Here is a 25,862-nt window from a genome sequence, read left to right on the forward strand (position 1 = left end):
AAACCCGGTTTGGCGGGCACACTTCGTTCTGCTTAGGCGCTTTCAATTTCGCCAAGAAACGCATCTCGATTGTTCTGCACGACCGCCAAAAGGTAGTCGGCGACGGCACGTACACGGGGAATGCGGCTCATGTCGCGGTGACGGACCAGGTAGTAGTGCCGGGTCAACTGCACCTCGCGGGGCAGCACCAGCTCGAGATCCGGCTGACGGCGCGCAATGAAATGCGGCAGGATGCAGAGACCCTGACCCTGAAGCGTCGCCGTCAGTTGCGCCGAGATGCTTGAGCTCTGAAACCGCGGCCGGATTCCCGGATGGACGTCGCCAAGATAGTCCAGTCCCGGCGCAAAGATCATATCCTGGATGTAGCCGATGAACGGGTGTAGCAGCAGGTCGTCGCGGCTTTTAATCTCCGGTCGCTCGGACAGGTAGGATTTTGCGCCGTAGATGTTCAGCCGATAGTCGGTGATCTTCTCGATTTCGTAGGGTCCGCCCTTCGGCGGATCGAGCGAGATGGCAATGTCGGCCTCCTTGCGCGACAAGGACATGATCTGCTGGATCGTCACCAGCTCGAGCGAGAGATTGGGATGCTGGACGGTGAAATCGCCGATCTGATGCGCGAGGAAGAAGTTCGCAATTCCTTCCGGAGCACTGAGACGGACGACGCCCTGGTGAGCAGCGCTCCCCGAGAAGATATCCATCTGCAACCGGTCCGCTTCCGCCTCCATGCGTTCCGCCGCTTCGATGAAGCGTTGTCCAATTCCGGTTAGGACATAGCCGCGCGGATTGCGCTCGAAAAGCTTGATCCGGAGACTGAATTCCAGCCGGTCGATGCGGCGCGATACGGTGGCATGGCTGGTGCGCAACTGCCGGGCCGCGACGGAAAGCTGCCCGGTTCGGGCGACGGCCAGGAAATATTGAAGGTCGTCCCAGGTGAAGTTCGGGCTGGCTGTCATGTCGGCGGTTAGCGCTCCAATGTCCCTATCTGTTCAAACGCTGTCACCTGTCTGTTCAAAATTGAACAGAGGCTGTTTGCAATTAATAGCGCGCTCCTCCTTGCGTCAACGTTCGTTTTACTCGACCATACCCACAGGAGGGGCTGCTTTGAGGAGGGTGGTCCGCCAAATTTGAACAGATTCGCGCGCTGTTATCTCTGGGAGGAGACCTTATGCGAAAGACGTTTGTGGCGTCCGTTGTTACACCGCTGGCCGTATTGCTCGCCAGCAGCACTGCATTTTCCCAAACGGCATCCGACGGCAAGGTCAGGATCGGTATCCTGAACGACCAGTCCGGCGTGTATTCCGATTTCGGCGGCAAGTCGTCCGTTGAGGCTGCAAAGATGGCGGTCGAGGATTTTGGCGGCAAGGTTCTGGATGTGCCGATCGAGGTCATCGACGCCGACCATCAGAACAAGCCCGACATCGCCTCCAACATCGCCCGCCAGTGGTACGATACCCAGCAGGTCGATACGATCATGGACCTGACAACGTCGTCGGTCGGTCTCGCGGTCCAGGCGCTGTCCAAGGACAAGAAGAAGATCACCATCAACACCGGTGCGGCGACCACGGATCTCACCGGCAAGGCCTGCACGCCCTACGGCTTCCACTGGGCATACGACACCCATGCGCTTGCGGTCGGCACGGGCGGCGCCATGGTCAAGCAGGGCGGCGACAGCTGGTTCTTCCTGACCGCCGATTATGCCTTCGGCTACTCCCTGGAGCAGCAGACCAGCAACTACGTGAAGGCCAATGGCGGCTCGGTCGTCGGTTCCGTGCGGCATCCGCTGGCAAGCCAGGATTTCTCGTCCTTCCTGCTACAGGCGCAATCATCAGGCGCAAAGGTCATCGGACTTGCCAATGCCGGCCTCGACACGGCCAACTCTATCAAGCAGGCATCCGAATTCGGCATCGTCCAAGGTGGACAGAAACTGGCGGCACTGCTGTTCACGTTGGCTGAAGTGCACGGGCTTGGACTTGAGGCAGCGCAGGGTCTGACACTGACGGAAGGCTATTACTGGAACCTCGACGACAAGAGCCGCGAGTTCGCCAAGAAGTTCTTCGCCCGCACAAAGAAGATGCCGAACATGGTTCATGCCGGCACCTATTCGGCCGTGACGCAGTATCTCAAGGCCGTGCAGAAGGCTGGTACGGACGAGAGCGACGCGGTGGCCAAAGCGCTGCATGAAATGCCGGTCGACGACTTCTTCGCGCGCGGCGGCACGGTCGGTGCCAACGGCCGAATGATCCACGACATGTACCTGCTGCAGGTGAAGAAGCCTGACGAAAGCAAGGAGCCGTGGGACTATTACAACGTGCTTGCCACCATTCCCGGCAAGGAAGCCTATATCGATCCGGCCAAGGCCGGTTGCGAGCTGGTGAAGTGAGCGATGGCAGTCGCATCGATCTCGACTAACGATCAGCCACGGGTGGTCTTGTCCGCCCGTGGCCTCTGTAAGAGCTTTGGAGCATTCGCAGCGGTCAAGAATGTCGATCTCGATGTTCTCGATGCCAGCGTCCATGCATTGATCGGTCCGAACGGCGCAGGCAAGACCACGGTGTTCAATCTGCTCACCAAGTTCCTGCAGCCGACATCAGGTTCGATCACGCTGATGGGCGCCGACATCACGAAACTGCCGCCGGACAAGGTGGCGCGCATGGGCTTGGTTCGCTCTTTCCAGATCTCGGCTGTGTTTCCGCATCTGACCGTGCGTGACAATGTCCGCGTGGCATTGCAGCGTCCGAGCGGGTTGTCGACACAGTTTTGGCTACCCCTCTCTTCGCTCGACCGGCTAAACGCTCGCGCCGACGAGCTGATCGAAACCGTCGGGTTGAAACGCGAGCGTGACGCCTTGGCTGCCGATCTCTCCTACGGCCGCAAGCGTGTGCTGGAGATCGCAACGACGTTGGCGCTCGATCCGAAAGTCCTGCTGCTCGATGAACCGATGGCCGGCATGGGCCAGGAGGATATCGGCACCGTGTCTGCCATTATCCGCGAGGTGGCGAAAACCCGCGCGGTGCTGATGGTGGAGCACAATCTCTCCGTCGTCGCCGATATCTGCCACCACGTCACGGTGCTGCAGCGCGGCGAAATCCTGGCCGAGGGCGATTACGCGACGGTGAGCCAGGATCCGCGCGTCCGCACCGCCTACATGGGCACGGAGGAAGCATGATGGCGCAACCGTTGCTTCAGGTTTCCAATCTCAATGCCTGGTATGGTGAAAGCCACGTCCTGCACGGCGTCGACATGACGGTGCATGAGGGCGAAACGATCACCATTCTCGGTCGCAACGGCGTCGGCAAGACCACGACGCTTCGCACGATCATGGGCATCATCCGCGAACGCCGCGGCGAAATCCTCTTTTCGGGCCAGGACATGTCGCGCGTTCCGCTGCATAGAACCGCCCATGCGGGTCTCGGCTTTGTGCCTGAGGAGCGTGGTATCTTCTCGACGCTGACCGTCGAGGAAAACCTCATGCTGCCGCCGGTCGTTGCGCAAGGGGGAATGCCACTCAGCGAGATCTACGAGCTATTCCCGAACCTTCACGAACGCCGCTCCAGCCCGGGCACGAAGCTCTCCGGTGGCGAACAGCAGATGCTGGCGATCGCCCGCATCCTGCGCACCGGGGTAAAACTGCTCATCCTCGACGAGCCGACCGAAGGGCTTGCGCCTGTCATCGTGCAGCGCATCGGCGAAGTGCTGAAGACGCTCAAGGACCGCGGCATGACGGTGTTGATGGTCGAACAGAATTTTCGCTTCGCAAGCCGCGTCGCTGACCGGTTCTACCTGATGGACCACGGAAAAATGGTGGCAAATTTCCCGGTCGGCGAACTGCCGGAGAGGATGGACATGCTGCACAAGGTTCTGGGGGTTTGAGCATGGTCGTAATGCAAACGGATCACCGCACGGACGACCTGGCAACGCGCTCGCGTCCAGTTTCGGTAAAATCAGACGACGCCAGGAGCGCCGCACCATGACCATGATTTTCGGCATTCCGCTCCAGGCTTTCCTCGGACAGCTCCTGATCGGCCTGATCAACGGCTCTTTCTACGCACTTTTAAGCCTCGGTCTTGCGGTCATCTTCGGGTTGCTGCGGGTCATCAACTTTGCCCACGGCGCGCAGTATATGCTCGGCGCTTTCGTTGCCATGCTGATGCTGCAGTATTTCGGCATCAACTACTGGTTCGCGCTCGTTCTCGCACCTCTCGTCGTCGGCCTGTTCGGAGCAATTACCGAACGCTTCCTGCTGTCACGGCTTTACAAACTGGACCACCTCTACGGCCTGCTCTTCACCTTCGGATTGGCGCTCACCATCGAGGGCACGTTCCGGTATCTCTACGGTTCGTCGGGCCAGCCCTATTCGGTTCCGACGCAGCTTGCCGGCGGCACCAATCTCGGCTTCATGTTCCTACCCATCTATCGCGGCTGGGTGGTGGTCGTCTCCCTGGTCGCCTGTATCGGCACCTGGCTTTTGATCGAAAAGACCAAGCTCGGCGCCTATTTGCGGGCAGCCACGGAAAACCCGATCCTGGTGCAGGCGTTTGGCGTCAACGTGCCGGTGCTTTTGACACTGACCTACGGGCTCGGCGCGGGCCTTGCCGCCTTTGCCGGCGTTCTGGCGGCGCCGATCTACCAGGTCTCGCCGCTGATGGGGTCCAACATCATCATCGTGGTCTTTGCGGTCGTCGTCGTCGGCGGCATGGGATCGATCATGGGTGCGATCCTGACCGGCTACATGCTCGGAATCGCCGAGGGCCTGACGAAAGTGTTTTATCCGGAAGCATCGAGCATCGTGATCTTCGTGATCATGGCGATCGTGCTGCTTCTGCGGCCAGCCGGTCTTTTCGGCCGGGATGTTTAGGGAAGGATGCCAGAGATGAGCGACATCATCCACACCGCTGCCCCGCCGCGCATCGAGAGATCGGCAACAGCCACGAAAACCTACGCGATCTTCATCGGGTTGGGACTGGTGCTGCTCCTTGTTGCACCGCTGTTCTTCTACCCGATCTTTCTGATGAAGCTTTTGTGCTTTGCGCTATTTGCCTGCGCGTTCAACCTGCTGTTGGGTTACACGGGCCTGTTGTCCTTCGGCCATGCGACGTTCTTCGGCGGAGCCGCCTATTTTACTGCCCATGTCGTAAAGGTCTGGGGTCTGTCGCCGGAACTCGGCATTCTCGTCGGCGCATTCGGAGCGGCCGTGCTTGGCCTGATCATGGGCTTCTTTGCCATTCGACGGCAGGGCATCTACTTTGCGATGATCACGCTTGCGCTTTCGCAGATGTTCTTCTTCTTCTGCCTGCAGGCGGAATTCACGCATGGCGAAGACGGCATCCAGTCCGTGCCGCGCGGCCACCTTTTCGGCTTCATCGATCTCAGCGAAACGACGAACATGTACTATTTCGTGCTGGCCGTATTCCTGATCGGCATGGCGATCATCTGGCGGTTCATCAACTCGCCCTTCGGCATGATCCTCAAATCGATCCGCGAAAACGAGCAGCGCGCCATCTCGCTCGGCTATTCCGTATCCCGCTACAAGCTCGGCGCCTTCGTCATGTCGGCGGCGCTTGCCGGGCTTGCCGGCGGAACCAAGGCGCTCGTCTTCCAGTTCGCGACGCTGACCGATGTCGGCTGGCAGATGTCCGGCGAGGTGATCCTGATGACGCTGCTTGGGGGCATCGGCACGCTGATCGGACCGATCTTTGGCGCCGGGCTTGTCGTTGCGTTGCAGAACTACCTCGCGACCTCGGAATTTCCCGTCACGATCATCACCGGCGTGGTCTTCATGGTCTGCGTCCTCCTCTTCCGGCGCGGCCTGATCGGGGAATTCTACGCCTCGCGGCTTGGCCGAAAACTGGGCTTCGAGCATCGCCGCTGATTGGCTGAAGATCATGGAAACCTACGACTACATCATCATCGGTGCCGGAAGCGCCGGCTGCGTTCTTGCGAACCGCCTTTCGGCCGATAGCCGCAACAGCGTGCTGCTGCTGGAAGCCGGCGGGACCGACAACTATCACTGGGTGCATATCCCGGTCGGCTATCTCTATTGCATCAACAACCCGCGCACCGACTGGTGTTTTGCCACCGAAAAGGAGGAAGGCCTCAACGGCCGCTCCCTGTTTTATCCGCGCGGAAAGCTGCTCGGTGGCTGCTCTTCGATCAACGGCATGATCTATATGCGCGGCCAGGCGCGCGATTACGACCTATGGCGGCAGATGGGATGTGCCGGCTGGGGCTGGGACGACGTGCTGCCGCTGTTTCGCAAGAGCCAGGACTTCTACAAGGGCGGCGACGATCTGCATGGCGAAGGCGGCGAATGGCGGGTCGAAAAGCAGCGTCTGCACTGGGCGGTGCTCGACAGTTTCCGCAAGGCGGCGGAACAGGCGGGCATCCCGATGATCGAGGATTTCAACCGCGGCGACAACGAAGGCTCGAGCTATTTCGACGTCAATCAGCGTTCGGGCATTCGCTGGAACACATCGAAGGCCTTTCTGCGGCCCGCGATGAAGCGGCCGAACCTACGCGTCCTCACCAAGGCGCATGTCCGCCGCCTGATCATCGAAACCGGTGAGGTGAAAGGCGTCGAGTTTCAGCAGAATGGCGTGTCGCAGTTGGCTCATGCCCGTCGCGAGACGGTGCTTTCGGCCGGCGCGATCGGGACGCCGCATGTGCTCGAACTCTCAGGCGTCGGACGCGGCGAAGTTCTGGCGGACGCCGGGGTCGAGATGGTCAAGGAGGTGCGACAGGTCGGCGAAAACCTGCAGGATCACCTGCAGCTACGGCTGGTCTACAAGGTCACCGGCGTGCCGACGCTGAACGAGAAAGCCTCTCGCTGGCTCGGCAAGGCTGCGATCGGGCTGGAATATGCGCTGAAACGCTCAGGACCTATGTCCATGGCTCCAAGCCAGCTCGGGATTTTTACCCGGTCGGGTCCAGACAAGGAAACGGCTGATCTCGAATACCATGTCCAACCGGTCTCGCTCGACCGCTTCGGGGATCCGGTTCACGCCTTTCCGGCAATTACCGCAAGTGTGTGCAATCTTCGCCCCGAAAGCCGCGGTTCCGTGCATCTGAAAGGCCCGGATTTTGCAGCAGCGCCGGCGATCCGGCCGAACTATCTTTCGACGGCGGGCGACCGCAGTGTCGCGGCAAGTTCGATCCGGCTGACTCGCAACATCGTCGCGCAGCCTGCTTTCGCCCGCTACCAGCCGGAAGAATACAAGCCGGGACCGGCATACGACACGGATGCAGATCTGGAGCGCGCTGCCGGCGAAATAGGAACGACGATTTTCCATCCTGTGGGCACGGCCCGGATGGGGTCTGACCCCGATAGCGTCGTCGATCCGCGACTGAAGATGAGAGCACTCGGCCGGTTGAGAATTGCCGATGCGTCGGTCATGCCGGCCATCACATCGGGCAACACCAATTCTCCGACGATCATGATTGCCGAAAAGGCGGCGGCGATGATCTTGGCGGACAATCGATAAGGGGGGACTATGAGCAAGGTTGCATTCGTTGGACTTGGGAACATGGGCGGGCCGATGGCAGCCAATCTCGTCAAGGCGGGACATGACGTCTGGGGCTTCGATCTTTCGGAGGCGAGCAGGAATGCCGCAAGCGCGCATGGCGTCAACGCGGCAAGCACCCTCCCCCAGGCTGTGCTGAATGCAGACTGCATTATCACCATGCTGCCCAAGGGCCAGCATGTCCTCGCCGTCTGGTCGGATCTGGCATCCGTGATCCCCGAGGGAACGCTGCTCATCGATTGTTCGACCGTGGACGTGGAGAGCGCCCGCAAGGCGCATGCTCTGGGAAGCGCGATGGGTTGCCTCTCTCTCGATGCTCCGGTGTCCGGCGGAACGACCGGCGCGGAAGCGGGCACGCTGACATTCATGGTGGGCGGCGCCGACAGTGCGTTTGCGTCGGGTAAGGCTATCCTCGAAGCCATGGGCCGCAAGATTGTCCACTGCGGCGGCGATGGTGCGGGTCAGGCTGCAAAGATCTGCAACAACATGATCCTCGGTATCTCGATGGTCGGCGTCTGCGAAGCGTTCGGTCTGGCTGAAAAGCTGGGCCTCTCGCATCAGGCGCTGTTCGATGTCGCCTCGACCTCATCGGGCCAGTGCTGGTCGCTGACGACCTACTGCCCGGTGCCCGGCCCGGTACCGACATCGCCTGCCAACAACGACTACCGTCCCGGTTTTGCCACGGCGCTGATGCTGAAGGACTTGCTGCTGTCGCAAGAAGCAGCACAACAATCCGGCGCCGCGACACCGCTCGGAGCCCACGCGGCTGAGCTCTACGCGCAGTTCGAGGCGGCCGGCCACGGCGGCGAGGATTTTTCCGCCATCATTCGGATGCTGCAGGGGACACCGACGGAATAAGAGGGTTGCTCAGTTGGAACGCCGGCATATGCCGCCAATTCAACCCGATATGCCGGTCAGCTCCTTCTGAACTTTAAGCAGTGACGGAACGTAACGGTCAGCAACAGCCTGCATCGGCTCCTCTGACGCGGCTAGCCCGATGTTCAGCGCGGCGACAACCTGGCCGCGGGGGCCGAATAGCGGGACGGCCAGAGAGCGGAGGCCGATTTCGACCTCCTGATCGATGCAGGCATAGCCGCGATCACGGATGCGGAGCAGTTCGCCCTTGAGTGTTTCGATGTCGGTCACGGTCTTTGCGGTCCTCGCCACGAGCGGCTTTGATGAAAGAAGATCTTCTGCCTGCTCGAAAGGAAGTGCTGCCAGCATCACCCGCCCCATAGAGGTGCAGTAGGCTGGAAGGCGTGAGCCCGGCATCAGCGAAATCGACATGACCCTGCGCTGCGCGGCCCGCGCGACGTAGACGATGTCACTCGCATCAAGAATGGAAACGGATGTGCTTTGGCCTGTCTGTTCGGACAGGTCATCGAGCCAGGGCTGCACGATCTTCGGCAATGGCATCGCTGCCAGGCATCCCGTTCCCAGTCGCAAGACGCGGGGGGTGACGGTGAAGAATTTTCCGTCATAGGCGCAATAGCCGAGTTCGGAGAGCGTCAGGAGGCATCGTCTCACCGTCGCGCGATCATAACCGGTGAGCTGTGAGGCTTCGGCGATGCTGAGACGCGGTCGCTCGGCAGAGAAGGCTTCTATGACCTTGAGGCCCTTTGCCAGCCCGCCCATCATGTCTCTCGTCTTGACGTCCACCAGAGCCTCATTTTGTGCGATAATCGTACAAAGAGACGATATCGCACAAATGGTTTGCCGTCCATCCTTATGGGATTTAGTTGTTTCTGCAGCGGGAGCGGTTTGCGGAGGATACTGATGGATAAAACAATTCGGACTTTGGCTGATGCCGTGTCCAAGATCACCGACGGTGCCACGGTGATGATCGGTGGTTTCGGAGGCTCCGGTGCGCCGATCGAACTCATCCACGCGCTGATCGACAGCGGTCCTAAAAACCTGACCGTGATCAATAACAACGCCGGGAACGGACGCATCGGTATTGCGGCGATGATCGATGCTGGCATGATCGCGAAGATGATCTGCTCCTTCCCTCGCTCGTCCGATCCGCGCGCCTTCACCGATACCTATCTGGCCGGAAAGATCGAGTTGGAACTCGTCCCCCAGGGCACGCTTGCCGAGCGGATCCGCGCAGGTGGCGCCGGCATACCGGCCTTCTACACTCCGACGGGTTATGCAACGGAACTGGCCGAGGGCAAGCCGGTCGCCGAGTTCGATGGACGACATTATGTGCAGGAGCGCTGGCTCAAGGCCGACTTTGCCATCGTCAAGGCGCATCTCGGCGACACCCATGGCAACCTCACCTATCGCAAGGCCGGCCGGAACTTCAATCCTCTGATGTGCATGGCGGCGACCACCACCATCGCCCAGGTCTCGCAGATCGTTGAACCCGGCGACATCGACCCCGAACACGTGATCACGCCCGGCATCTTTGTCGATGCGGTGGTTGAGGTCTCAAACCCTCAGCAAGAGGAAGAACTCATCCGGGCCGGAGTGGCCTATGCCGGAGGAATGAGCGCATGAGCGGCGAAACTCAGACACTGGACACCCGCGAAGACATCAAACTGTCGAACACGCAGATCGCCTGGCGTGCCGCGCAGGACATCGAAGATGGCGCCTATATCAATCTCGGGATCGGTTTTCCGGAAATGGTCGCCCGCTATCAGCCGCCCGGCAGACAGGCGATCTTCCACACGGAAAACGGCATCCTCGATTTCGGTGAGCCTCCGGCAGCCGGTGAGGAAGACTGGGATCTGATCAACGCGGGCAAAAAGGCCGTCACGGTCAAGCCCGGCGCGGCTTTCTTTCATCATGCGGACAGCTTCGCCATGGTGCGGGGCGGCCATCTCGACGTTGCAATCCTCGGCGCCTACCAGGTGGCGGAAAATGGCGACCTCGCCAACTGGCGTGTTGGCTCCAAGGGCGTGCCGGCGGTCGGCGGCGCCATGGATCTGGTGCATGGTGCCAAGCAGGTTTTTGTCATCACCGAGCATGTGACGAAGGACGGCAAGCCGAAGCTTGTCTCCAAATGCACCTTCCCTCTAACGGGCGTCGGCTGCATTACGAGGGTCTATACGAGCCATGCGGTAATCGATATCGCGGACGGTCGTTTTGTCCTGCGTGAGAAGCTTGCCGCAATGACCATTGAAGAATTGCAGGCGATGACCGGCGCGCAGTTGCATGTCGACGGCGCTGTTGCCGATCTTGTCGTACCGGCGCTTTGAGGAGAGATCGATGACCGAAGCATTTATCTGCGATTATATCCGTACCCCGATCGGTCGTTTCGGCGGCGCGCTGTCATCGGTCCGTGCGGACGATCTGGGCGCTGTACCTCTTAGGGCATTGATGGAGCGAAACGCTGCCGTCGACTGGGAAGCGGTCGGCGACGTGGTCTTTGGCTGCGCCAACCAGGCGGGCGAAGATAACCGGAATGTCGCGCGCATGTCGCTGCTGCTTGCCGGCCTGCCTGTTTCCGTATCCGGCACGACGATCAACCGTCTCTGCGGATCGGGCATGGATGCCGTGATCACCGCTGCCCGCGCCATCAAGGCCGGCGAAGCCGACATCATGATTGCCGGTGGCGTGGAAAGCATGAGCCGCGCTCCGTTCGTGATGCCGAAGGCCGAGACCGCGTTTTCACGCAACGCGGAGATATACGACACCACCATTGGGTGGCGTTTCGTCAATCCGCTCATGAAGAAGCAGTACGGCGTCGATTCCATGCCGGAAACCGGCGACAATGTCGCGATCGATTACCATGTCTCTCGCGAGGATCAGGACGCGTTTGCAGTGCGCAGCCAGAACAAGGCGTCTGCCGCCCAGCAGAACGGCAGGCTAGCAAGAGAAATCAAAGCCGTCAGCGTTCCGCAAAAGAAGGGCGATAGCATCATCGTCGACAAGGACGAGCATCCCCGCGCAACCAGCTTGGAGGCATTGGCTAAACTCCGGCCGGTGAACAAAATGGAAGGCGGCACGGTCACTGCCGGCAACGCATCCGGCGTCAATGACGGGGCAGCGGCACTCATCATCGCCTCGCAGGAGGCGGCCCGGAAATATGGCCTGACGCCGATTGCACGCATCATCGGCGGCGCTGCGGCTGGCGTTCCGCCACGGGTGATGGGCATCGGGCCTGCGCCAGCGACGCAGAAACTCTGCGCACGCCTCGGCCTGTCGCCGCAGGATTTCGGGATTGTCGAGCTAAACGAAGCCTTCGCCTCTCAGGGCATCGCCGTTTTGCGCGAGCTCGGAATCCCCGATGATGCAGAGCATGTCAACGCGAATGGCGGTGCCATCGCGCTGGGTCACCCGCTCGGCATGTCCGGAGCACGCATTGCCGGAACCGCGGCACTGGAGCTATCGCTGGGGAGTACGCGATACGCGCTTGCCACGATGTGCATCGGCGTTGGCCAGGGGATAGCTCTGGCTTTGGAACGAGTTTAGGGGGATTGCAGCCGGAGCTCGAAGACAATTCGACGCCTCCGGCAACCATTGGCGGCGGTGACTGTTGATAAGCGAGGCGCACGGCAAGAACACAAGCCGGATAGCGTCTCCCCCTCGAAAACTCGTAAGGATCGGCAGCATGAACGAACCGCAGGAGTTTGCGCACAGCACCAATGGAGATCGGTGGTTTATCGATCCTGCTTCCGAGAACCATCGCGCAACGGTCACGCACCGTGGCAACTTGCCGTCCGGTGGCCACGAAACGCGGATTCCAGTGGACGTGTTCTTAAGTCAACACCCACGTGGCCCCGAGCACGACGCGCTTGAGCGGATGCTATCTGCACTTCCCGTTAGAAACTCCACGATTGAGACTGGGACTGCGTCCGGCCTGCCGATGCTGGCCCATCAGTATATGCGTCTCGGTGGCCGTCGCAGCGCTACGCGTGCATGGGGAACCGATACCAAAGAAGCTGAGGATTTCTGGAACGAGAATATCGCTGTGCTCGACGCCGTGGGAAGGCGTGAAGTCGAGACGTATCTGCCTACGATCGGAGGTCCTTGATCTCTGGTCGACTATAGCAGTAGTCGTAGCCACGGGCATCAAACAAGATCGGCCGCGCAGGCTGCGGGCCGAGTTCATTCGATGTCGGGCTGGTGTCAGGCCTTCTTGGCGCGCTTGGCAATCAGGGCAGCAGTCGCAGAGGCGCGGTCTTCAATTTCTTTTGCAAGGCGCGCAGCCTTGAGCCGAGCCGTCTTTGAGTCACGTTCGGCGACGTGTGCGTTTAATTCTGCGACCGCTTCGACGCGGGAGAAAAACTGGGTCTGGGTCTGAGCAAATGCGGCTTCCGCACGCTCGCGCGACTTCGACATTGTTTCCGTCATTTCTTATCCAATCCTGGCGGTAGACGCCAAATAAGAAGGCCGAGCACGTATGCTCGGCCCTCACCAACTGCTACTTCGACAGTGCCAGTACATCCGTGGTCAAAGCGAAGCAAAAATCGAATTAAGCAGCCTGAAGGTTGCAGGCCGACATCTTGCCCGACTTTGCGTCGCGCTCAAGTTCGTAGCCCAGCTTCTGGCCTTCGACGATTTCGCGCATTCCGGCGCGCTCGACTGCGGAGATGTGAACGAACGCATCAGCGCCGCCATCGTCAGGCTGAATGAAGCCGAAGCCCTTAGTGGAATTAAACCATTTTACTGTGCCGGTGGTCATAGTGAACCCTTTCAAAGCATAGAGAAGATATCTGCAAAACGAGATCTTGCAGAAGGTGATAGCGATTTGTTTTGAAGAGGAAGTTCGCTCAGGCGCTTCGTTCGAAGCGCAATAACCAAAGATCAGCAAGCAAAATATCGATAAACCACAAATAGCGGCTACGCTCCCGAAAGTCAACTTTTAGTTTCCCCGGCCCGACTGGAGCGCTTTCGAAGAGGCTGAGTGAGCGACAACGGAACCGATTGTGGATCAGCTTGTTTCTGCTCAGAACGCTAGACTGGAGATCAAACCATGCAAGAAACACGTCGCCCGACACCTCCCCATCCCGCCCAGCATCAGGACCCGCCAGGCCAGACCGCATTGATGGATCCGGCGCCGGATCATGGCGAACACTCCTACAAGGGCAATGGTCGTCTTGAGGGCAAGGTCGCGCTGATCACCGGTGCCGATTCAGGCATCGGCAAAGCTGTGGCGATCGCATTCGCCCGCGAAGGCGCGGATATCCTGATTTCGTACCTCAGCGAACACGAAGACGCTGAAGACACGGCGAAGTGGGTGCGCGAGGCAGGCCGCAAGGCAGTGGTCGTTCCCGGAGACATCAAGTCGGAAGAGCATTGCAACGCGCTCGTGAAGCGCACGGCCGATGAGCTCGGAAAAATTGACATCCTCGTCAACAATGCCGCCTTCCAGCGCACCTATGCCACCATTACCGATATCACTGCGGAAGAGTGGGACGAGACGTTCCGGACCAACATCTACGCACCATTCTTCCTATCGAAGGCGGCTGTCCCTCTGATGAAGCCGGGTAGCTCGATCATCAACACGACGTCGATCCAGTCGCGTCAACCTTCGCCACAGCTTCTCGCCTACGCCTCGACCAAGGGTGCCATCTCCAACTTCACGGCTGGTCTTGCCGAAATGTTGGCAGAACATGGGATCCGGGTGAATGCCGTCGCGCCGGGCCCGATCTGGACGCCTCTCATTCCCTCGACCATGCCGGCTGAAAAGGCGGCGAAGTTCGGCGAGCAGACCCTGCTCGGTCGTGCGGGCCAGCCAGCCGAATTGGCAGGTGCCTATGTTCTCTTGGCGTCCGACCTTGGCAGCTACATGACTGGCGCCGTCATTCCGGTGACCGGCGGCGAGATCATGATCTGATCCGTTCATTGTCGTTCGGTTTCGGGAAGGCTCGCTCCTCTCCCGAAACCGCTCTCGAAGAGCGAGTTTCGGTACCCAAAGAAACACGAGCCGGATCAGAGGATGTCTCGATCCCCACACAAACAAGCAAGGAAAACCCAATGGCCGATCATTCCCAGTCGCCTGCTGCCGCTTCTCTTCTTCGCGAACAGGCAGCACAACGCGCCCGCACTCCAGACGAAGTCCTGCAACAGGGCCTCGAGGAGACCTTCCCGGGTTCCGATCCTGTTTCATCTTCGTCCACTGCCACAGGCTTTGGCGGCCCGAGCACGAGTTCAGACGAACCGCTTGTCGATGAATTGCTGGCATCGGTCCACGACCGCGACAACTCGGCAACTGCCAAAGCACGAGATACGCTGACAGCCCTCCGCGCAGAGCTGGTAAGTTTGAAGGACAGAGCCGTAGAGCCGGCAACCTACCGCGAGTACGCGAACGAACCCCGCCTTATTGTGGACGACATCAAGCGCGGTATCCAAAGATCGCCAATCGGAACCGTTGGGCTTGCGGCGGCTATCGGATTTCTGTGGGGCATCACGCGATAACCACGCTCAACCATAAGTATTTGTGACGAAAACTGGAACACCCAGCATTTCCGCCCGTTCGTTCACTAAGAGATTACGCAAAAGTGTTCATGAACGGAGAATGGAAATGGCTTTCAATGTTCTGATTGTCGAAGATCAGCCGATTATTGCAATGGGTCTGGAAGACGCTGTCGAAGCGTTGGGGCACCATTCGATTGGCGTGGCGAGAAACAGAGCGGAAGCTACGTTGCTTGCTGCCACGGCGGATATGGCATTGGTCGATGTCAACCTCGATGACGGTCCAACCGGGCCGGGCATCGGGCGCGACCTCGCAATCGCCGACATCACCGTCTTGTTCATGACGAGCGATCTGGGCGCGTTGGGGGCGGGAGTGAAGGGAACGCTTGGCGTCATGGAGAAGCCGATCCTCGATCTCGAGGTAGTGAAAGCAATCCAGTACGTAGCGGACAGACGCGCCGGGATCGAGGGCACGTGCCCGCCGGACCGCCTCAGAACGTTTCCCGTCACAAAGCAGTAAGACTGGCGTCGTCCCGATATAGTGTCGGGACGACCATTAGCCGCTCGCAGCGCGCTTCCACCTTTCAATCGAACAGTCGTCTATCGATTATCCGTCGTGTGCCCGAATAATATCGAGGAACGCGTCGCCATAACGCTCAAGTTTCGCTTGCCCGACGCCGGATACACCGAGGAGCGCATCGTGGGTTGTCGGCCTCTGCGTTGCAAACGCGATCAGCGTCGCATCGGCGAATACGACGTAGGGAGGGATCGCCAGATCCTTCGCAATCGTCATTCTCATTTTGCGCAATGCCTCAAACAAGACCGCATCGGTCTCTCCCAACTGCGACCTTGGGTTTTTCGAGCCTGCCGTTTGCCCTCGTGCCGTCTTGCGGCCGGTCACCGGGTCCTTGCGGAAACGGACGGTCCGCTCGTGGCGGAAGACATCGCGTGCCGAAGGCTCCAGTTTCAAAGCCCCGAAAGCCTGGTGATCGACGCGCACCAGGCCTGCGGCAAGAAGCTGGCGATAGACAGACTGCCACGTCTTTTGTGCCAGATCCTTTCCCGCACCGAAGACCGGCATGTCCACATGGCCAAAGCGACGTGTCTTTTCGTTGTCATTGCCGAGCAGGACATCGATCAAATGGCCGGTACCGAACCGTTCCTCTGTTCGATACACAGCAGCGAGCGCCTTGATGGCGGCCTCGGTTCCGTCCCAGGTGTCCACGGGCTTGATGCAGGTATCGCAGTTTCCGCAATGCCCCGCATGCTTTTCTCCAAAATGTGCGAGGATCGCCTGTCGTCGGCAGCCGGCCGTCTCGCAGATAGCAAGCAACGCATTGAGCTTGGCGCGCTCGACCCGCTTGACGTCGTCGCCGGACGTGCCGTTGTCGATCATCCTGCCGCGCTGAATGACGTCGGCCATCCCGTAGGCCATCCAAACTTCGGACGGCAGACCGTCACGACCGGCACGGCCCGTCTCCTGATAATAGGCTTCGACTGAGCTCGGCAAATCCAGGTGCGCGACGTAGCGTACATCGGGTTTGTCGATGCCCATCCCGAAGGCGACGGTCGCGACGAGGCAGAGGTCTTCCTCTTTCAAGAAGGCGTCCTGATTGGCATCGCGAACCTCCCGGTCCATACCCGCATGGTAGGGCAACGCGCGGATGCCTTGCGCACTCAGCCACTCCGCAATTTCCTCGACCTTCGCGCGCGACAGGCAGTAGACGATACCGCTCGATCCCTTGTGATTCTCCAGGAAGCGCAGCAACTGCTGGCGCGGCTGATCCCGCTCGACGATCTCGTAGGCAATATTGGGGCGATCGAACGATGCGGTGAAGACCCGGGCATTGCGCAGGGTGAGCCTGTCGATGAGATCTTCCCGCGTATGCGGGTCGGCGGTCGCGGTCAGCGCCATACGCGGCACGCCCGGGTAAAGGTCGGCGAGTTCACCGAGCTGCCGATACTCCGGGCGAAAATCATGCCCCCATTGCGAGACGCAATGCGCTTCATCGATTGCAAACAGCGCGACCTTGGCGTCTCCGATCAACTCACGAAACCCTGACGTCACGATCCTCTCGGGGGTCACGTACAGCATGTCGAGCCTGCCGGCCGCCAGCGCGCGTTTGACCTCGCCGAACGTTTCCCGCGGCATGGAGGAATTGATCGAGGCGGCACGGACGCCAATCTGCTTCAACGCTTCGACCTGATCGCGCATCAGCGCAATCAGCGGCGAAACAACGATGCCGACGCCGTCGCGGCAGAGAGCCGGGATCTGAAAGCACAGAGATTTTCCAGCGCCCGTCGGAAACAGCACAACCGCGTCTCCGCCCGAAACAACATGGCGAACGACAGCCTCCTGGTCGCCGCGAAAGGAAGGGTAGCCGTAAACCTTCTGCAAAACCCCGACCGGATCCGCCTGCACACCGCTTTTGCGTTCACCATCTTGGCTGGTTGATTTCGCTTGCATGAGCTCGTTCCGCCTCCATCCTTGCTCGCGAGCCATCTCACACGGCACGACCTTTGCAAAGCCCGCCGACGCAGATATCGCCACTATCCATCAAGCGGTTCGTGCCCGAATGACATTGAGGCACGAAACAAATGACCTGATAGAAAATGTCAATCGACACACCCCTAGATTTAAGGGGGCAGCGGGATCGCGACCGCGTTGCAAAATTAGCAAACGATAATATTAGATACCGATAATTTGAACACTTTCGGAACATTCTAAAAACCTGTCGGCACCGTTCAAAACGGATTGCCAGACGGTCATAGAGAATATCTATCATATTCTGGTCGAAGCAGTCACCATACAGCTACTCTGAAACCGTTTGCAAAAACTGCGGATAAGCCGGCTCTCATGGGCCAGCTTTCTCAGGCCTCTCCGAAACAAAATGCCCGGCTCGCGATTGCATCGCAACATCGTGATGAAACACCACCGTACGATTTGCCGCCTTCCGCGTTACCTGCCGAGCAACTCATCTCGGCAGCGACGGAACAGGCCAAATTACGATGATCCCCACACAGTTCTCCTACCCGAAGAAGGGGTTGCTGCCGCGGCTTGCAGCCATCGGCTGTGCCGTTGCACTTGCCGGCTGCAATCTGCAGGCAGAGGAGGAAGCAAAGCCACCGCGTCAGCCAACGGAAGTTGGGATTGTGACGGCGATGACAGAAGACGTGCCGCTCGTGAACGAGCTTGCAGGTCGCACATCCCCGTTCGAGACTTCTGAGGTCAGGCCCCAGGTGTCAGGGATCATCGAGGCTCGCTCGTTTACCGAGGGTGCTTTCGTCAAGAAGGGCGACACGCTTTACCAGATCGATGCAAGCCTGTTCGAAGCCTCGGTTGCGGAGGCACGCGCCAATCTCGAAAGCGCACGGGCGGGCGAAGACAACGCGCGGATCGAATTCGAACGTTTAAAGCCCCTGGCGCAAAAGGGAGCGGTTAGCGAGCAGGCGTTTACGGATGCCACTGCAGCGCTCCGGTCTGCCACTGCGGCCGTCGCGCAGAACAATGCGAAGCTTCAGACCGCGGAGATCAACCTGCGCTACAGCAAGGTGACCGCGCCGATCAGCGGCAGGATCGGCCGTTCGCTGGTAACGACAGGTGCGCTCGTGTCGGCACAGCAGACGCAGGCCTTGGCGACCATCCAGCGCCTCGACCCAATCTTCGTCGATATTCAGCAATCCTCGACCGCGCTTTTAAAGCTGCGAGATGCGATGGCCTCGAGCGAATTGTCCAAGGACACGGCCGAGGTGCGTTTGAAACTGGAAGACGGGCAGGAATATCCGCTTCCGGGCAAACTCCAGTTTACCGATGTCACCGTCAATCCGTCGACCGGGTCTGTCACACTTCGCGCCGAGTTTCCGAACCCCGACGCCATCCTCCTGCCAGGCATGTATGTCCGCGCAGTTCTCTCACAGACTCAGGCGAAGGATGCGATCCTCGTGCCGCAGCAGAGCGTGACGAGGAGCCCTACGGGAGAGGCAAGCGCGCTCGTGGTCGGCGACGGAGATACCGTCCAGCGGCGAGCGCTCCAGGTCGCTCAGGCTGTCGGCAATCGCTGGCTCGTAACCGAAGGCCTTGCTCCTGGAGACCGGGTCATCGTTGAAGGCGTCTCCAAGGTCAAACCCGACGACAAGGTCAAGATTGTCGACGTGGGTAAGAAGCAGACCGCAGAAGCAACAGAGAACAAGGCGGTCCCCGCGCTATGATCAGCCGTATCTTTGTCGATCGTCCAATCTTTGCCTGGGTGATCGCGATCGTGATCATGTTGGGTGGTATCGGCTCCATCCTGACGCTTCCGGTCGAGCAGTATCCGGATATCGCGCCGCCGCAGGTGAACATCCGCGCCAATTACACTGGGGCTTCTGCTGCAACGCTTGAAACCAGCGTGACACAGGTGATCGAGCAGCAGCTTACCGGCATCGACGGCCTCATCTACTTCACGTCGACCTCCAGCGCCGAAGGCCAGGTCACGATCGCGGTAACATTCGACAAGGGCACCGATCCCGATATCGCACAGGTTCAGGTTCAAAACAGAGTGCAGCAGGCTCTCTCTCGTCTGCCCCAGCAGGTGCAGCAGCAAGGTCTCACCGTTACGAAGTCCAACAGTGACTTTTTGCTTGTCGCCGCAGTTTACGATGAAACCGATAAGGCGAAGGATTCCGACATTTCGGACTACATTGCCGCCAATCTCCAGGAGCGGATCGGTCGCCTTCCCGGCGTCGGCGATACCAACCTTTTCGGCTCGCAATACGCGATGCGCATCTGGCTCGACCCGGGTCGTTTGTTTTCATACGGGATGATGCCGTCGGACGTCATCACCGCGATCGAGGCGCAGAATACGCAGGTTGCGGCCGGCCAGATCGGCGCCCAACCCTCCCCCGACACGCAGATGCTGAATGCGATCGTGACCGCCCGTTCGCGCCTGACGACACCGGAGGAGTTCCAGCGGATCGTCATCCGCACGGACGAAAGCGGCGCACGTGTCACCTTGGCGGATGTCGCCCGCGTCGAACTCGGACAGGAAAGCTATACGCGCTTCACCCGTTTCAACCGTCATCCGGCATCCGGCATTGCCGTTCAGCTTGCCCCCGGCGCGGACGCGCTTGAAACGGCCGAGCTGGTGAAAGCGGCTATCGATGGCGAAGCGGCAAACATGCCGGATGGCTACCGCGTCACCTACCCTCGTGACTCCACCGAGTTCATCCGGCTTTCGATCGAGGAAGTGGTGAAGACACTGATCGAGGCGATCGTTCTTGTCGTCATCGTCATGTTCGTCTTCCTGCGCAGCTGGCGCGCGACGCTTATTCCAGCACTTGCCGTCCCGGTCGTCGTGCTCGGCACGTTCGGCGTGCTCGCACTGTTCGGATATTCGATCAACACGCTCACCCTATTCGGACTGGTCCTTTCGATCGGTCTTCTGGTCGATGACGCGATCGTCGTCGTCGAGAATGTCGAACGAGTCATGGAGGAGGAGCCGGACTTAAGCCCCCGAGACGCGACGCTTCGCTCGATGGGTGAAATCCAGACGGCGTTGATTGCGATCGCGCTGGTCCTGTCGGCGGTGTTTGTTCCGATGGCATTCTTCGGCGGCTCAACCGGGGTCATTTACCGGCAGTTCTCGGTTACTGTTATCTCCGCAATGGTTCTGTCGGTCGTGGTGGCGCTGGTGCTGACTCCGGCCCTGACCGCAACGCTGATGAAACCACGCGGCAAAGAGGATGCGCCAAAGCGAACTGGCGGCCTGATCCGGCGGTTTGGGACGATGTTCGACCGCGGTTACGGCTGGGTTCAAAAGACATATCTCGCGGCCGTCACGATCGCCATCCGCAGGATCTGGCTTTCGATCATCGCTTTTTGTGCGCTGGTCGGCGCCGTCGTGTTTCTCTTCCTCCAACTTCCCGGCGGCTTTCTTCCGGTTGAGGATCAAGGTTACGGCGTCGTTCAATACACGCTTCCGCCCGGCGCAACACGCGTTCGCACCGTCGAGACCGCAGCCGCGATCGAAGACCACTTCCTCGGACCGGAACAGGCGAATATTGCTGGCCTGTTTACGATTTCGGGTTTCCGTTTCAGCGGCTCCGGCCAGAACGTCGGTCAGGGTTTTGTGCAGTTCAAGCCATGGGACGAACGAGTGGGCGAAGAGAACGCGGCCGCCTCGATTGTGGCGCGTGCCACAGCCGCGCTCGGGCGCTCCTTGCGCGACGCCCAGTTCTTTGCGCTGACACCGCCATCGGTGCAGGGACTGGGTCAGTCCAACGGCTTCACCATGCAACTTTTGAACAATGGCGATCTCAGCCTGACGGAATTCAAGCAGCGGCGCGACCAGCTTCTCGCTGCGGCGACTGCGGATCCGACACTTGCGCGCGTACGTCCGAGCGGACTTGAAGACGTCCCGACGTTACAGATCGACATAGACGACGAAAAGGTCGGCGCACTCGGGATCCAGCAGTCCGATGTCGATGCAACCCTGAGCGCAGCCTGGGGTGGCGTCTATGTCAACGATTTTGTGGATCGTGGGCGCGTGAAGCGGGTCTACGTCCAGGGTGACGCCGCCCACCGCGGCGCTGTCGAGGATCTCGATGGCTGGTATGTGCGCACGGCAAGCGGCGAAATGGCACCGTTCTCTTCGTTTGCCAAGACGAGCTGGTCGCAGGCGCCGACAACGCTCACGCGGTTCAACGGGTTGCAGTCCTATGAAATCCAGGGACAAGCGGGACCGGGCCTAAGCTCCGGTCAGGCAATGGACCGTATGACGGAACTGGCCGCGGACCTGCCCGGGACGTCGGTGGCCTGGAGCAGTCTCTCGTACCAGGAAAGACTGTCCGCCGGACAAGCGCCCATCCTCTACGGGCTGTCGCTTCTCGTCATCTTCTTATGTCTTGCAGCACTTTACGAAAGCTGGTCGATCCCGTTCTCGGTCATGCTCATCATCCCGCTTGGCATCATCGGAGCGGTCTGTGCTGTCACGTTGCGCGGACTGGAGAACGACGTTTACTTCCAGATCGGCCTTCTGACCACGATGGGCCTTTCTGCAAAGAATGCGATTCTGATCGTCGAGTTCGCGGAACAGGCGGAACGGTCCGGCAAGAGCGCTTACGATTCGGCCATGGAAGCCGCCCGCCTGCGGCTAAGACCGATCCTGATGACCAGTCTTGCCTTCATCTTCGGCGTTTTGCCGCTTGCAATTTCGTCCGGCGCGGGTGCACAGAGCCGCATCGCGATCGGTACGGCGGTCATCGGCGGCATGATCACGGCGACGATCCTTGCAACGCTTTACGTCCCGCTGTTTTTCGTGCTCGTACGGCGCATCTTCAGCGGTCGCAAAGCTAAGGCAGAAAATCTGGAGGCCAAGACAGAGACCGCATAGCACCAGCATGTCCGTTATAGATGCGGCTGTCCTTCTCGCGCGGTCCGGTTAAAACCACATGATCTACTTCACAAGCGACACCCATTTTGCCGATACTCGCGTGTTGCGCATCGACCGGCGACCGTTCCTGGACATCGTCGCGCACGACGAGGCACTCATTCAATACTGGAATGATATAGTCGGCGCTGACGACGATGTCTGGCATCTCGGCGATTTCATGTCGGTACGCGGTGGCGATTGCGATGGGCTACTGGAGAAGCTCAACGGCCGCAAACACCTGATCATCGGCAATAACGACCCGGAGACCACGACGTCGGCCAGTGGCTGGACGTCCGTGCAGCACTATCATGAGCTTCATATCGACGATGTCCATCTGATCCTCTGCCACTACGCGTTTCGCACCTGGAACAAGATGGGCAAGAAATCGATCAACCTCCACGGCCACTCGCATGGCCGGCTCAAACCGCTGCCACGGCAGTTTGATGTTGGCGTCGATGCGCAGGGGCTTCGGCCGGTAACGCTGGAGGATGTCGTCAAGAAGAAGGCTGCGCCAAAGATCGCCTCTGTCGTGACACTGGGCGGCGGACATGCAAGCGGATAGAAGAGAGCGGGTTTTGTTGAAGAGGGAATTCCAACTTCTGAGCGCTGGCGCTTTGATGGTCGCGGCTGCCTTTGCCGACCCCGTCGCTGCCGAGACCGCACCTCCGGAACCAACCAAAGAGACGGAGTGCCTCTACGAGCGGCGCGACGGCGACGAAGCGCTCTGCATCGCCAAGGAGACGTACAACGTCGATCTCTGTCACGCAATCGAACATTTCGCGACAGAACAGAAGATCCCGCCCGCCTTTTTCGCCCGCCTGATATGGCGCGAGAGCCTTTTTCGGCCTGAAGCAGTCAGCCCGAAAGGCGCACAGGGCATCGCGCAATTCATGCCGGATACGGCCCGTCTACGCGGTTTGAACAACAGCTTCAACGTTCTCGAAGCGCTTGATGCCTCCGCGACATATCTCGCTGAAATGAGAGGTAAGTTCGGCAATTTCGGTCTCTCGGCGGCCGCTTACAATGCCGGCGAAGCACGGCTGCAGAGGTTCCTCACCTCGGGAAGCCTGCCGATGGAGACGCGGGACTACGTCTTCGCGATTACAGGCTATCCCGCGGAAGTCTGGAGAGACAATGCTCCGGCGGTTGCCGCACCCGATCTGGACCCTCAAAAACCGTTTAAGGACGCCTGCGTCGCGCTGGCGGACACTCGTCGCATCAACGATCCGGTTCTCGGTGCGTCAGCCGACTGGGCGCCTTGGGGTGTCCAGCTCGCCGCGCATTATAACCCTGGCGTTGCCGGCCGGCTATTTGCCGCCTCGGTTGCGAAACTGCCCTCGCCGCTTAATGCCGAACGGGCACTTATCGTGCGCCAGCGCGGCGGAAATTTCGGTCGTCGTCCGCGATACGCAGCCCGCATCGGTGAGGAAAGCCGGGCCGCTGCAGTCAAGCTTTGCAATGAAATCAAAGCCCACGGCGTTTCCTGCACGGTTCTCAAGAACCGCTGAACCGTTGACCCTGTATGTGGACGTCGACACCGTTTCCTGAGAAATCGTCGGCGGGCCTTACTCGAATTCCATGATCAGTTCATCAACCGCGAGGCTCTGGCCGGGCAATGCTGTCACCCGCTTCACCACGCCACGACGTTCCGCCTTCAGGACATTTTCCATCTTCATCGCCTCGACAGTCGCCAGCGTCTGACCTGCTTCGACCTGATCGCCCACGCCGACCGTGACCGAGGTGATGACACCGGGCATCGGGCAGAGCAGCATTCGCGACATATCCGGCGGGACCTTGACCGGCATCAGTCGGGCAAGCTGCGCAACACGCGGTGAACGCACCCGCGCCCTGACATCCATACCGCGCCAACGTAGCCGGATGGCCGATCCGATCAGATCGATTTTCATTTCGGCAACTCTGTCACCGATGGTAAAACTGGCAAGTCGCTTGCCGGGCAGCCAGTCCGAAGAGATCGCGAAGCGACTGCCATCTGCAAATACGACGGCGCTTTGTGCCGAACCGGTCTCGATCGTGACCGTTTCCTCAGCGTCTGCCAGTGCCACGATCCAGTCCTTTGCCGTCACGCGGCCAGCGGTCGCAAGCGTTCCTGAGATCTGCAGCGCCCGCTGCCTGATCACCTGATGCGCAAACGCCGCAATCACTGCCAGCGTCCGCAACGCATCCGCATCGGGATGCACACCGGAAAAGCCATCGGGAAACTCCTCGGCGATATAGGCGGTCGTTAAGTTGCCGGAGCGGAAACGCTCCTGGCTCATAACCGCCGAGAGGAAGGGTAGGTTGTGGCCGATGCCCTCGACCTCAAAACCGTCGAGCGCTGTCGCCATCGCATCGATCGCAGCCGTCCTGTCTTTCGCCCAGGTGCAGAGCTTGGCGACCATCGGGTCGTAGTACATCGAGATCTCGCCACCCTCGAAGACGCCGGTATCGTTGCGCACGATCGTGCCATCGTGCTTGACGCCCTCGACCGGTGGACGGTAGCGGCTGAGCCTGCCGATCGACGGCAGGAAATTGCGATAGGGATCTTCGGCATAGAGCCGGCTTTCGATCGCCCAGCCTTCAAGCTTCACGTCGTCCTGGCTGAGGGCCAGCTTTTCACCGGCCGCGATCCGGATCATCTGTTCGACGAGATCGACGCCGGTAATTAGCTCCGTCACGGGATGCTCGACCTGCAGCCGGGTGTTCATTTCGAGGAAGTAGAAATTCCTGTTGCCGTCGACGATGAATTCGACTGTTCCTGCGGAGAAATAACCAACGGCCTTTGCGAGCAAGACGGCCTGCTCGCCCATCGCTTTCCGGGTCTGCTCATCGAGGAAGGGAGACGGCGCTTCCTCGATAACCTTCTGGTTTCGCCTCTGGATCGAGCATTCGCGCTCCCCGAGATAGAGCGTGGTCCCGTGCTGGTCGCCGAGTACCTGGATCTCGATGTGACGCGGTTGCGTCACGAATTTTTCGATGAAGATGCGATCGTCGCCAAAGGAAGACTTCGCCTCGTTTTTGGATGACTGGAAACCTTCCCGGGCTTCGGCATCGTTCCAGGCGATCCGCATGCCCTTGCCGCCACCGCCGGCAGACGCCTTGATCATGACCGGATAGCCGATCGAGGAGGAAATCTTTACGGCCTCATCGGCATCCGCAATGAGATCCATGTGACCCGGCACGGTCGAAACGCCCGCTTCGGCGGCGATCTTCTTGGACGTGATCTTGTCGCCCATCGCTTCGATCGCCCTGACCGGCGGACCGATGAAGATGATGCCGGCTTTCTCGAGCGCTGCTGCGAACAGGGCGTTTTCCGACAGAAACCCGTATCCAGGGTGGACGGCATCTGCGCCTGTTTTCGCGACGGCATCGAGAATACGGTCGATGACGATATAGGACTGGTCGGAAGGTGCTGGACCGATATGAACCGCCTCATCCGCCATCCTCACATGCAGCGCATCACGATCAGCGTCCGAGTAGACGGCGACGGTTGCGATACCCATCCGCTTGGCGGTCCGGATGACCCGGCAGGCAATTTCGCCGCGATTGGCGATCAGGATTTTCTTGATCATGCTTA

24 protein-coding genes are annotated in these 25,862 nt (G+C 59.8%); 18 read left to right on the top strand and 6 right to left on the bottom strand.

All coding sequences use genetic code 11. From position 1 onward, the window contains the following. Nucleotides 1-32: 32 nt before the first annotated feature. Nucleotides 33-953, bottom strand: coding sequence for a LysR family transcriptional regulator (locus IFT66_RS18185; RefSeq protein WP_174197702.1), 921 nt, complete (start codon nucleotides 951-953; stop codon nucleotides 33-35). 212 nt (nucleotides 954-1,165) lie between these two features. On the opposite strand from IFT66_RS18185, the gene IFT66_RS18190 reads away from it, so the two are divergent. From IFT66_RS18190 to mmsB, 7 genes are all read left to right on the top strand, one after another. Beyond that, complete coding sequence (locus tag IFT66_RS18190) at nucleotides 1,166-2,380, top strand: ABC transporter substrate-binding protein (protein ID WP_192078441.1); 1,215 nt, start codon at nucleotides 1,166-1,168, stop codon at nucleotides 2,378-2,380. 3 nt (nucleotides 2,381-2,383) lie between these two features. Beyond that, entirely contained in the window at nucleotides 2,384-3,166 is a 783-nt protein-coding gene (locus IFT66_RS18195; protein ID WP_192078442.1) for an ABC transporter ATP-binding protein, read from the top strand. Next, on the top strand, nucleotides 3,166-3,870 hold the full coding sequence (locus IFT66_RS18200; protein ID WP_062459733.1) for an ABC transporter ATP-binding protein: 705 nt from the start codon (nucleotides 3,166-3,168) through the stop codon (nucleotides 3,868-3,870). The genes IFT66_RS18195 and IFT66_RS18200 overlap by 1 nt, the downstream gene beginning before the upstream one ends. A gap of 97 nt (nucleotides 3,871-3,967) precedes the next feature. Further along, nucleotides 3,968-4,855: a branched-chain amino acid ABC transporter permease gene (locus tag IFT66_RS18205; protein ID WP_062459730.1), complete on the top strand. Its 888-nt coding sequence runs from the start codon at nucleotides 3,968-3,970 to the stop codon at nucleotides 4,853-4,855. A 15-nt stretch (nucleotides 4,856-4,870) separates the two neighbouring features. Beyond that, nucleotides 4,871-5,869: a branched-chain amino acid ABC transporter permease gene (locus IFT66_RS18210; protein WP_192078443.1), complete on the top strand. Its 999-nt coding sequence runs from the start codon at nucleotides 4,871-4,873 to the stop codon at nucleotides 5,867-5,869. 13 nt (nucleotides 5,870-5,882) lie between these two features. Further along, the gene (locus IFT66_RS18215; protein WP_192078444.1) at nucleotides 5,883-7,478 is read left to right on the top strand and encodes a GMC family oxidoreductase; all 1,596 of its coding nucleotides are present in this window, start codon (nucleotides 5,883-5,885) and stop codon (nucleotides 7,476-7,478) included. A 9-nt stretch (nucleotides 7,479-7,487) separates the two neighbouring features. Continuing rightward, a complete protein-coding gene (gene mmsB / locus IFT66_RS18220) occupies nucleotides 7,488-8,375 on the top strand; it encodes a 3-hydroxyisobutyrate dehydrogenase (protein WP_192078445.1) in 888 nt (295 codons plus the stop codon). Between the two features lie 39 nt (nucleotides 8,376-8,414). Here mmsB and IFT66_RS18225 read toward each other — a convergent pair whose 3' ends face one another. Further along, on the bottom strand, nucleotides 8,415-9,176 hold the full coding sequence (locus IFT66_RS18225; RefSeq protein WP_192078446.1) for an IclR family transcriptional regulator domain-containing protein: 762 nt from the start codon (nucleotides 9,174-9,176) through the stop codon (nucleotides 8,415-8,417). Between the two features lie 117 nt (nucleotides 9,177-9,293). Here IFT66_RS18225 and IFT66_RS18230 point away from each other — a divergent pair, with 117 nt between their 5' ends. The 4 genes from IFT66_RS18230 (at nucleotide 9,294) to IFT66_RS18245 (ending at nucleotide 12,495) form a co-directional block, all read left to right on the top strand. Then, nucleotides 9,294-10,016: a 3-oxoacid CoA-transferase subunit A gene (locus tag IFT66_RS18230; RefSeq protein WP_192078447.1), complete on the top strand. Its 723-nt coding sequence runs from the start codon at nucleotides 9,294-9,296 to the stop codon at nucleotides 10,014-10,016. Beyond that, nucleotides 10,013-10,717, top strand: a complete 705-nt coding sequence (locus IFT66_RS18235) for a CoA transferase subunit B (RefSeq protein ID WP_062578016.1) — start codon at nucleotides 10,013-10,015, stop codon at nucleotides 10,715-10,717. Before IFT66_RS18230 ends, IFT66_RS18235 begins: the two co-directional genes overlap by 4 nt. A gap of 10 nt (nucleotides 10,718-10,727) precedes the next feature. Then, nucleotides 10,728-11,933, top strand: a complete 1,206-nt coding sequence (gene pcaF / locus IFT66_RS18240; RefSeq protein ID WP_192078448.1) for a 3-oxoadipyl-CoA thiolase — start codon at nucleotides 10,728-10,730, stop codon at nucleotides 11,931-11,933. Nucleotides 11,934-12,072: 139 nt separating this feature from the next. Next, complete coding sequence (locus IFT66_RS18245) at nucleotides 12,073-12,495, top strand: hypothetical protein (RefSeq protein ID WP_192078582.1); 423 nt, start codon at nucleotides 12,073-12,075, stop codon at nucleotides 12,493-12,495. A gap of 95 nt (nucleotides 12,496-12,590) precedes the next feature. On the opposite strand, the gene IFT66_RS18250 is transcribed toward IFT66_RS18245, so the two are convergent. Both IFT66_RS18250 and IFT66_RS18255 read right to left on the bottom strand, forming a co-directional pair. After that, nucleotides 12,591-12,815, bottom strand: a complete 225-nt coding sequence (locus IFT66_RS18250; protein ID WP_062459699.1) for a hypothetical protein — start codon at nucleotides 12,813-12,815, stop codon at nucleotides 12,591-12,593. A 121-nt stretch (nucleotides 12,816-12,936) separates the two neighbouring features. Beyond that, on the bottom strand, nucleotides 12,937-13,146 hold the full coding sequence (locus IFT66_RS18255) for a cold-shock protein (protein ID WP_062459695.1): 210 nt from the start codon (nucleotides 13,144-13,146) through the stop codon (nucleotides 12,937-12,939). A gap of 291 nt (nucleotides 13,147-13,437) precedes the next feature. On the opposite strand from IFT66_RS18255, the gene IFT66_RS18260 reads away from it, so the two are divergent. The 3 genes from IFT66_RS18260 to IFT66_RS18270 all read left to right on the top strand — a co-directional run bounded on the left by IFT66_RS18260 (nucleotide 13,438) and on the right by IFT66_RS18270 (nucleotide 15,399). Further along, the gene (locus IFT66_RS18260; protein ID WP_162759507.1) at nucleotides 13,438-14,301 is read left to right on the top strand and encodes an SDR family oxidoreductase; all 864 of its coding nucleotides are present in this window, start codon (nucleotides 13,438-13,440) and stop codon (nucleotides 14,299-14,301) included. Nucleotides 14,302-14,441: 140 nt separating this feature from the next. Further along, entirely contained in the window at nucleotides 14,442-14,882 is a 441-nt protein-coding gene (locus IFT66_RS18265; RefSeq protein WP_192078449.1) for a hypothetical protein, read from the top strand. Nucleotides 14,883-14,988: 106 nt separating this feature from the next. Then, nucleotides 14,989-15,399 carry a response regulator gene (locus IFT66_RS18270; protein ID WP_249406493.1) on the top strand — a complete coding sequence of 137 codons (411 nt, stop codon included), beginning with the start codon at nucleotides 14,989-14,991 and terminating at the stop codon, nucleotides 15,397-15,399. Nucleotides 15,400-15,486: 87 nt separating this feature from the next. Here IFT66_RS18270 and recQ read toward each other — a convergent pair whose 3' ends face one another. Then, nucleotides 15,487-17,346: a DNA helicase RecQ gene (gene recQ, locus IFT66_RS18275; protein ID WP_192078451.1), complete on the bottom strand. Its 1,860-nt coding sequence runs from the start codon at nucleotides 17,344-17,346 to the stop codon at nucleotides 15,487-15,489. A gap of 542 nt (nucleotides 17,347-17,888) precedes the next feature. Here recQ and IFT66_RS18280 point away from each other — a divergent pair. The 4 genes from IFT66_RS18280 to IFT66_RS18295 are packed head-to-tail and all read left to right on the top strand — an operon-like array spanning nucleotide 17,889 to nucleotide 23,796. Beyond that, nucleotides 17,889-19,088 carry an efflux RND transporter periplasmic adaptor subunit gene (locus IFT66_RS18280; RefSeq protein ID WP_082471778.1) on the top strand — a complete coding sequence of 400 codons (1,200 nt, stop codon included), beginning with the start codon at nucleotides 17,889-17,891 and terminating at the stop codon, nucleotides 19,086-19,088. Continuing rightward, nucleotides 19,085-22,249 carry an efflux RND transporter permease subunit gene (locus IFT66_RS18285; RefSeq protein ID WP_199864874.1) on the top strand — a complete coding sequence of 1,055 codons (3,165 nt, stop codon included), beginning with the start codon at nucleotides 19,085-19,087 and terminating at the stop codon, nucleotides 22,247-22,249. The genes IFT66_RS18280 and IFT66_RS18285 overlap by 4 nt, the downstream gene beginning before the upstream one ends. Nucleotides 22,250-22,307: 58 nt before the next feature. Continuing rightward, nucleotides 22,308-22,850 carry a metallophosphoesterase family protein gene (locus IFT66_RS18290; protein WP_192078452.1) on the top strand — a complete coding sequence of 181 codons (543 nt, stop codon included), beginning with the start codon at nucleotides 22,308-22,310 and terminating at the stop codon, nucleotides 22,848-22,850. Between the two features lie 55 nt (nucleotides 22,851-22,905). Continuing rightward, a complete protein-coding gene (locus IFT66_RS18295) occupies nucleotides 22,906-23,796 on the top strand; it encodes a lytic transglycosylase domain-containing protein (RefSeq protein ID WP_192078571.1) in 891 nt (296 codons plus the stop codon). Between the two features lie 57 nt (nucleotides 23,797-23,853). Here the strand turns inward: IFT66_RS18295 and IFT66_RS18300 are convergent, their stop codons facing one another. Beyond that, on the bottom strand, nucleotides 23,854-25,857 hold the full coding sequence (locus IFT66_RS18300) for an acetyl-CoA carboxylase biotin carboxylase subunit (protein ID WP_192078453.1): 2,004 nt from the start codon (nucleotides 25,855-25,857) through the stop codon (nucleotides 23,854-23,856). Nucleotides 25,858-25,862 lie beyond the last annotated feature (5 nt).

This window comes from Rhizobium sp. CFBP 13726, from assembly GCF_014841925.1.
Taxonomy (GTDB): Bacteria; Pseudomonadota; Alphaproteobacteria; order Rhizobiales; family Rhizobiaceae; genus Neorhizobium; species Neorhizobium soli.

Excerpts from the sequence above, each read along its gene's own strand:
- IFT66_RS18185 (WP_174197702.1), bottom strand. The coding sequence starts at position 953 with ATGACAGCCAGCCCGAACTTCACCTGGGACGACCTTCAATATTTCCTG.
- IFT66_RS18190 (WP_192078441.1), top strand. The coding sequence starts at position 1,166 with ATGCGAAAGACGTTTGTGGCGTCCGTTGTTACACCGCTGGCCGTATTG.
- IFT66_RS18195 (WP_192078442.1), top strand. The coding sequence starts at position 2,384 with ATGGCAGTCGCATCGATCTCGACTAACGATCAGCCACGGGTGGTCTTG.
- IFT66_RS18200 (WP_062459733.1), top strand. The coding sequence starts at position 3,166 with ATGGCGCAACCGTTGCTTCAGGTTTCCAATCTCAATGCCTGGTATGGT.
- IFT66_RS18205 (WP_062459730.1), top strand. The coding sequence starts at position 3,968 with ATGACCATGATTTTCGGCATTCCGCTCCAGGCTTTCCTCGGACAGCTC.
- IFT66_RS18210 (WP_192078443.1), top strand. The coding sequence starts at position 4,871 with ATGAGCGACATCATCCACACCGCTGCCCCGCCGCGCATCGAGAGATCG.
- IFT66_RS18215 (WP_192078444.1), top strand. The coding sequence starts at position 5,883 with ATGGAAACCTACGACTACATCATCATCGGTGCCGGAAGCGCCGGCTGC.
- mmsB (WP_192078445.1), top strand. The coding sequence starts at position 7,488 with ATGAGCAAGGTTGCATTCGTTGGACTTGGGAACATGGGCGGGCCGATG.
- IFT66_RS18230 (WP_192078447.1), top strand. The coding sequence starts at position 9,294 with ATGGATAAAACAATTCGGACTTTGGCTGATGCCGTGTCCAAGATCACC.
- IFT66_RS18235 (WP_062578016.1), top strand. The coding sequence starts at position 10,013 with ATGAGCGGCGAAACTCAGACACTGGACACCCGCGAAGACATCAAACTG.
- pcaF (WP_192078448.1), top strand. The coding sequence starts at position 10,728 with ATGACCGAAGCATTTATCTGCGATTATATCCGTACCCCGATCGGTCGT.
- IFT66_RS18245 (WP_192078582.1), top strand. The coding sequence starts at position 12,073 with ATGAACGAACCGCAGGAGTTTGCGCACAGCACCAATGGAGATCGGTGG.
- IFT66_RS18250 (WP_062459699.1), bottom strand. The coding sequence starts at position 12,815 with ATGACGGAAACAATGTCGAAGTCGCGCGAGCGTGCGGAAGCCGCATTT.
- IFT66_RS18255 (WP_062459695.1), bottom strand. The coding sequence starts at position 13,146 with ATGACCACCGGCACAGTAAAATGGTTTAATTCCACTAAGGGCTTCGGC.
- IFT66_RS18260 (WP_162759507.1), top strand. The coding sequence starts at position 13,438 with ATGCAAGAAACACGTCGCCCGACACCTCCCCATCCCGCCCAGCATCAG.
- IFT66_RS18265 (WP_192078449.1), top strand. The coding sequence starts at position 14,442 with ATGGCCGATCATTCCCAGTCGCCTGCTGCCGCTTCTCTTCTTCGCGAA.
- IFT66_RS18270 (WP_249406493.1), top strand. The coding sequence starts at position 14,989 with ATGGCTTTCAATGTTCTGATTGTCGAAGATCAGCCGATTATTGCAATG.
- recQ (WP_192078451.1), bottom strand. The coding sequence starts at position 17,346 with ATGCAAGCGAAATCAACCAGCCAAGATGGTGAACGCAAAAGCGGTGTG.
- IFT66_RS18280 (WP_082471778.1), top strand. The coding sequence starts at position 17,889 with ATGATCCCCACACAGTTCTCCTACCCGAAGAAGGGGTTGCTGCCGCGG.
- IFT66_RS18285 (WP_199864874.1), top strand. The coding sequence starts at position 19,085 with ATGATCAGCCGTATCTTTGTCGATCGTCCAATCTTTGCCTGGGTGATC.
- IFT66_RS18290 (WP_192078452.1), top strand. The coding sequence starts at position 22,308 with ATGATCTACTTCACAAGCGACACCCATTTTGCCGATACTCGCGTGTTG.
- IFT66_RS18295 (WP_192078571.1), top strand. The coding sequence starts at position 22,906 with ATGGTCGCGGCTGCCTTTGCCGACCCCGTCGCTGCCGAGACCGCACCT.
- IFT66_RS18300 (WP_192078453.1), bottom strand. The coding sequence starts at position 25,857 with ATGATCAAGAAAATCCTGATCGCCAATCGCGGCGAAATTGCCTGCCGG.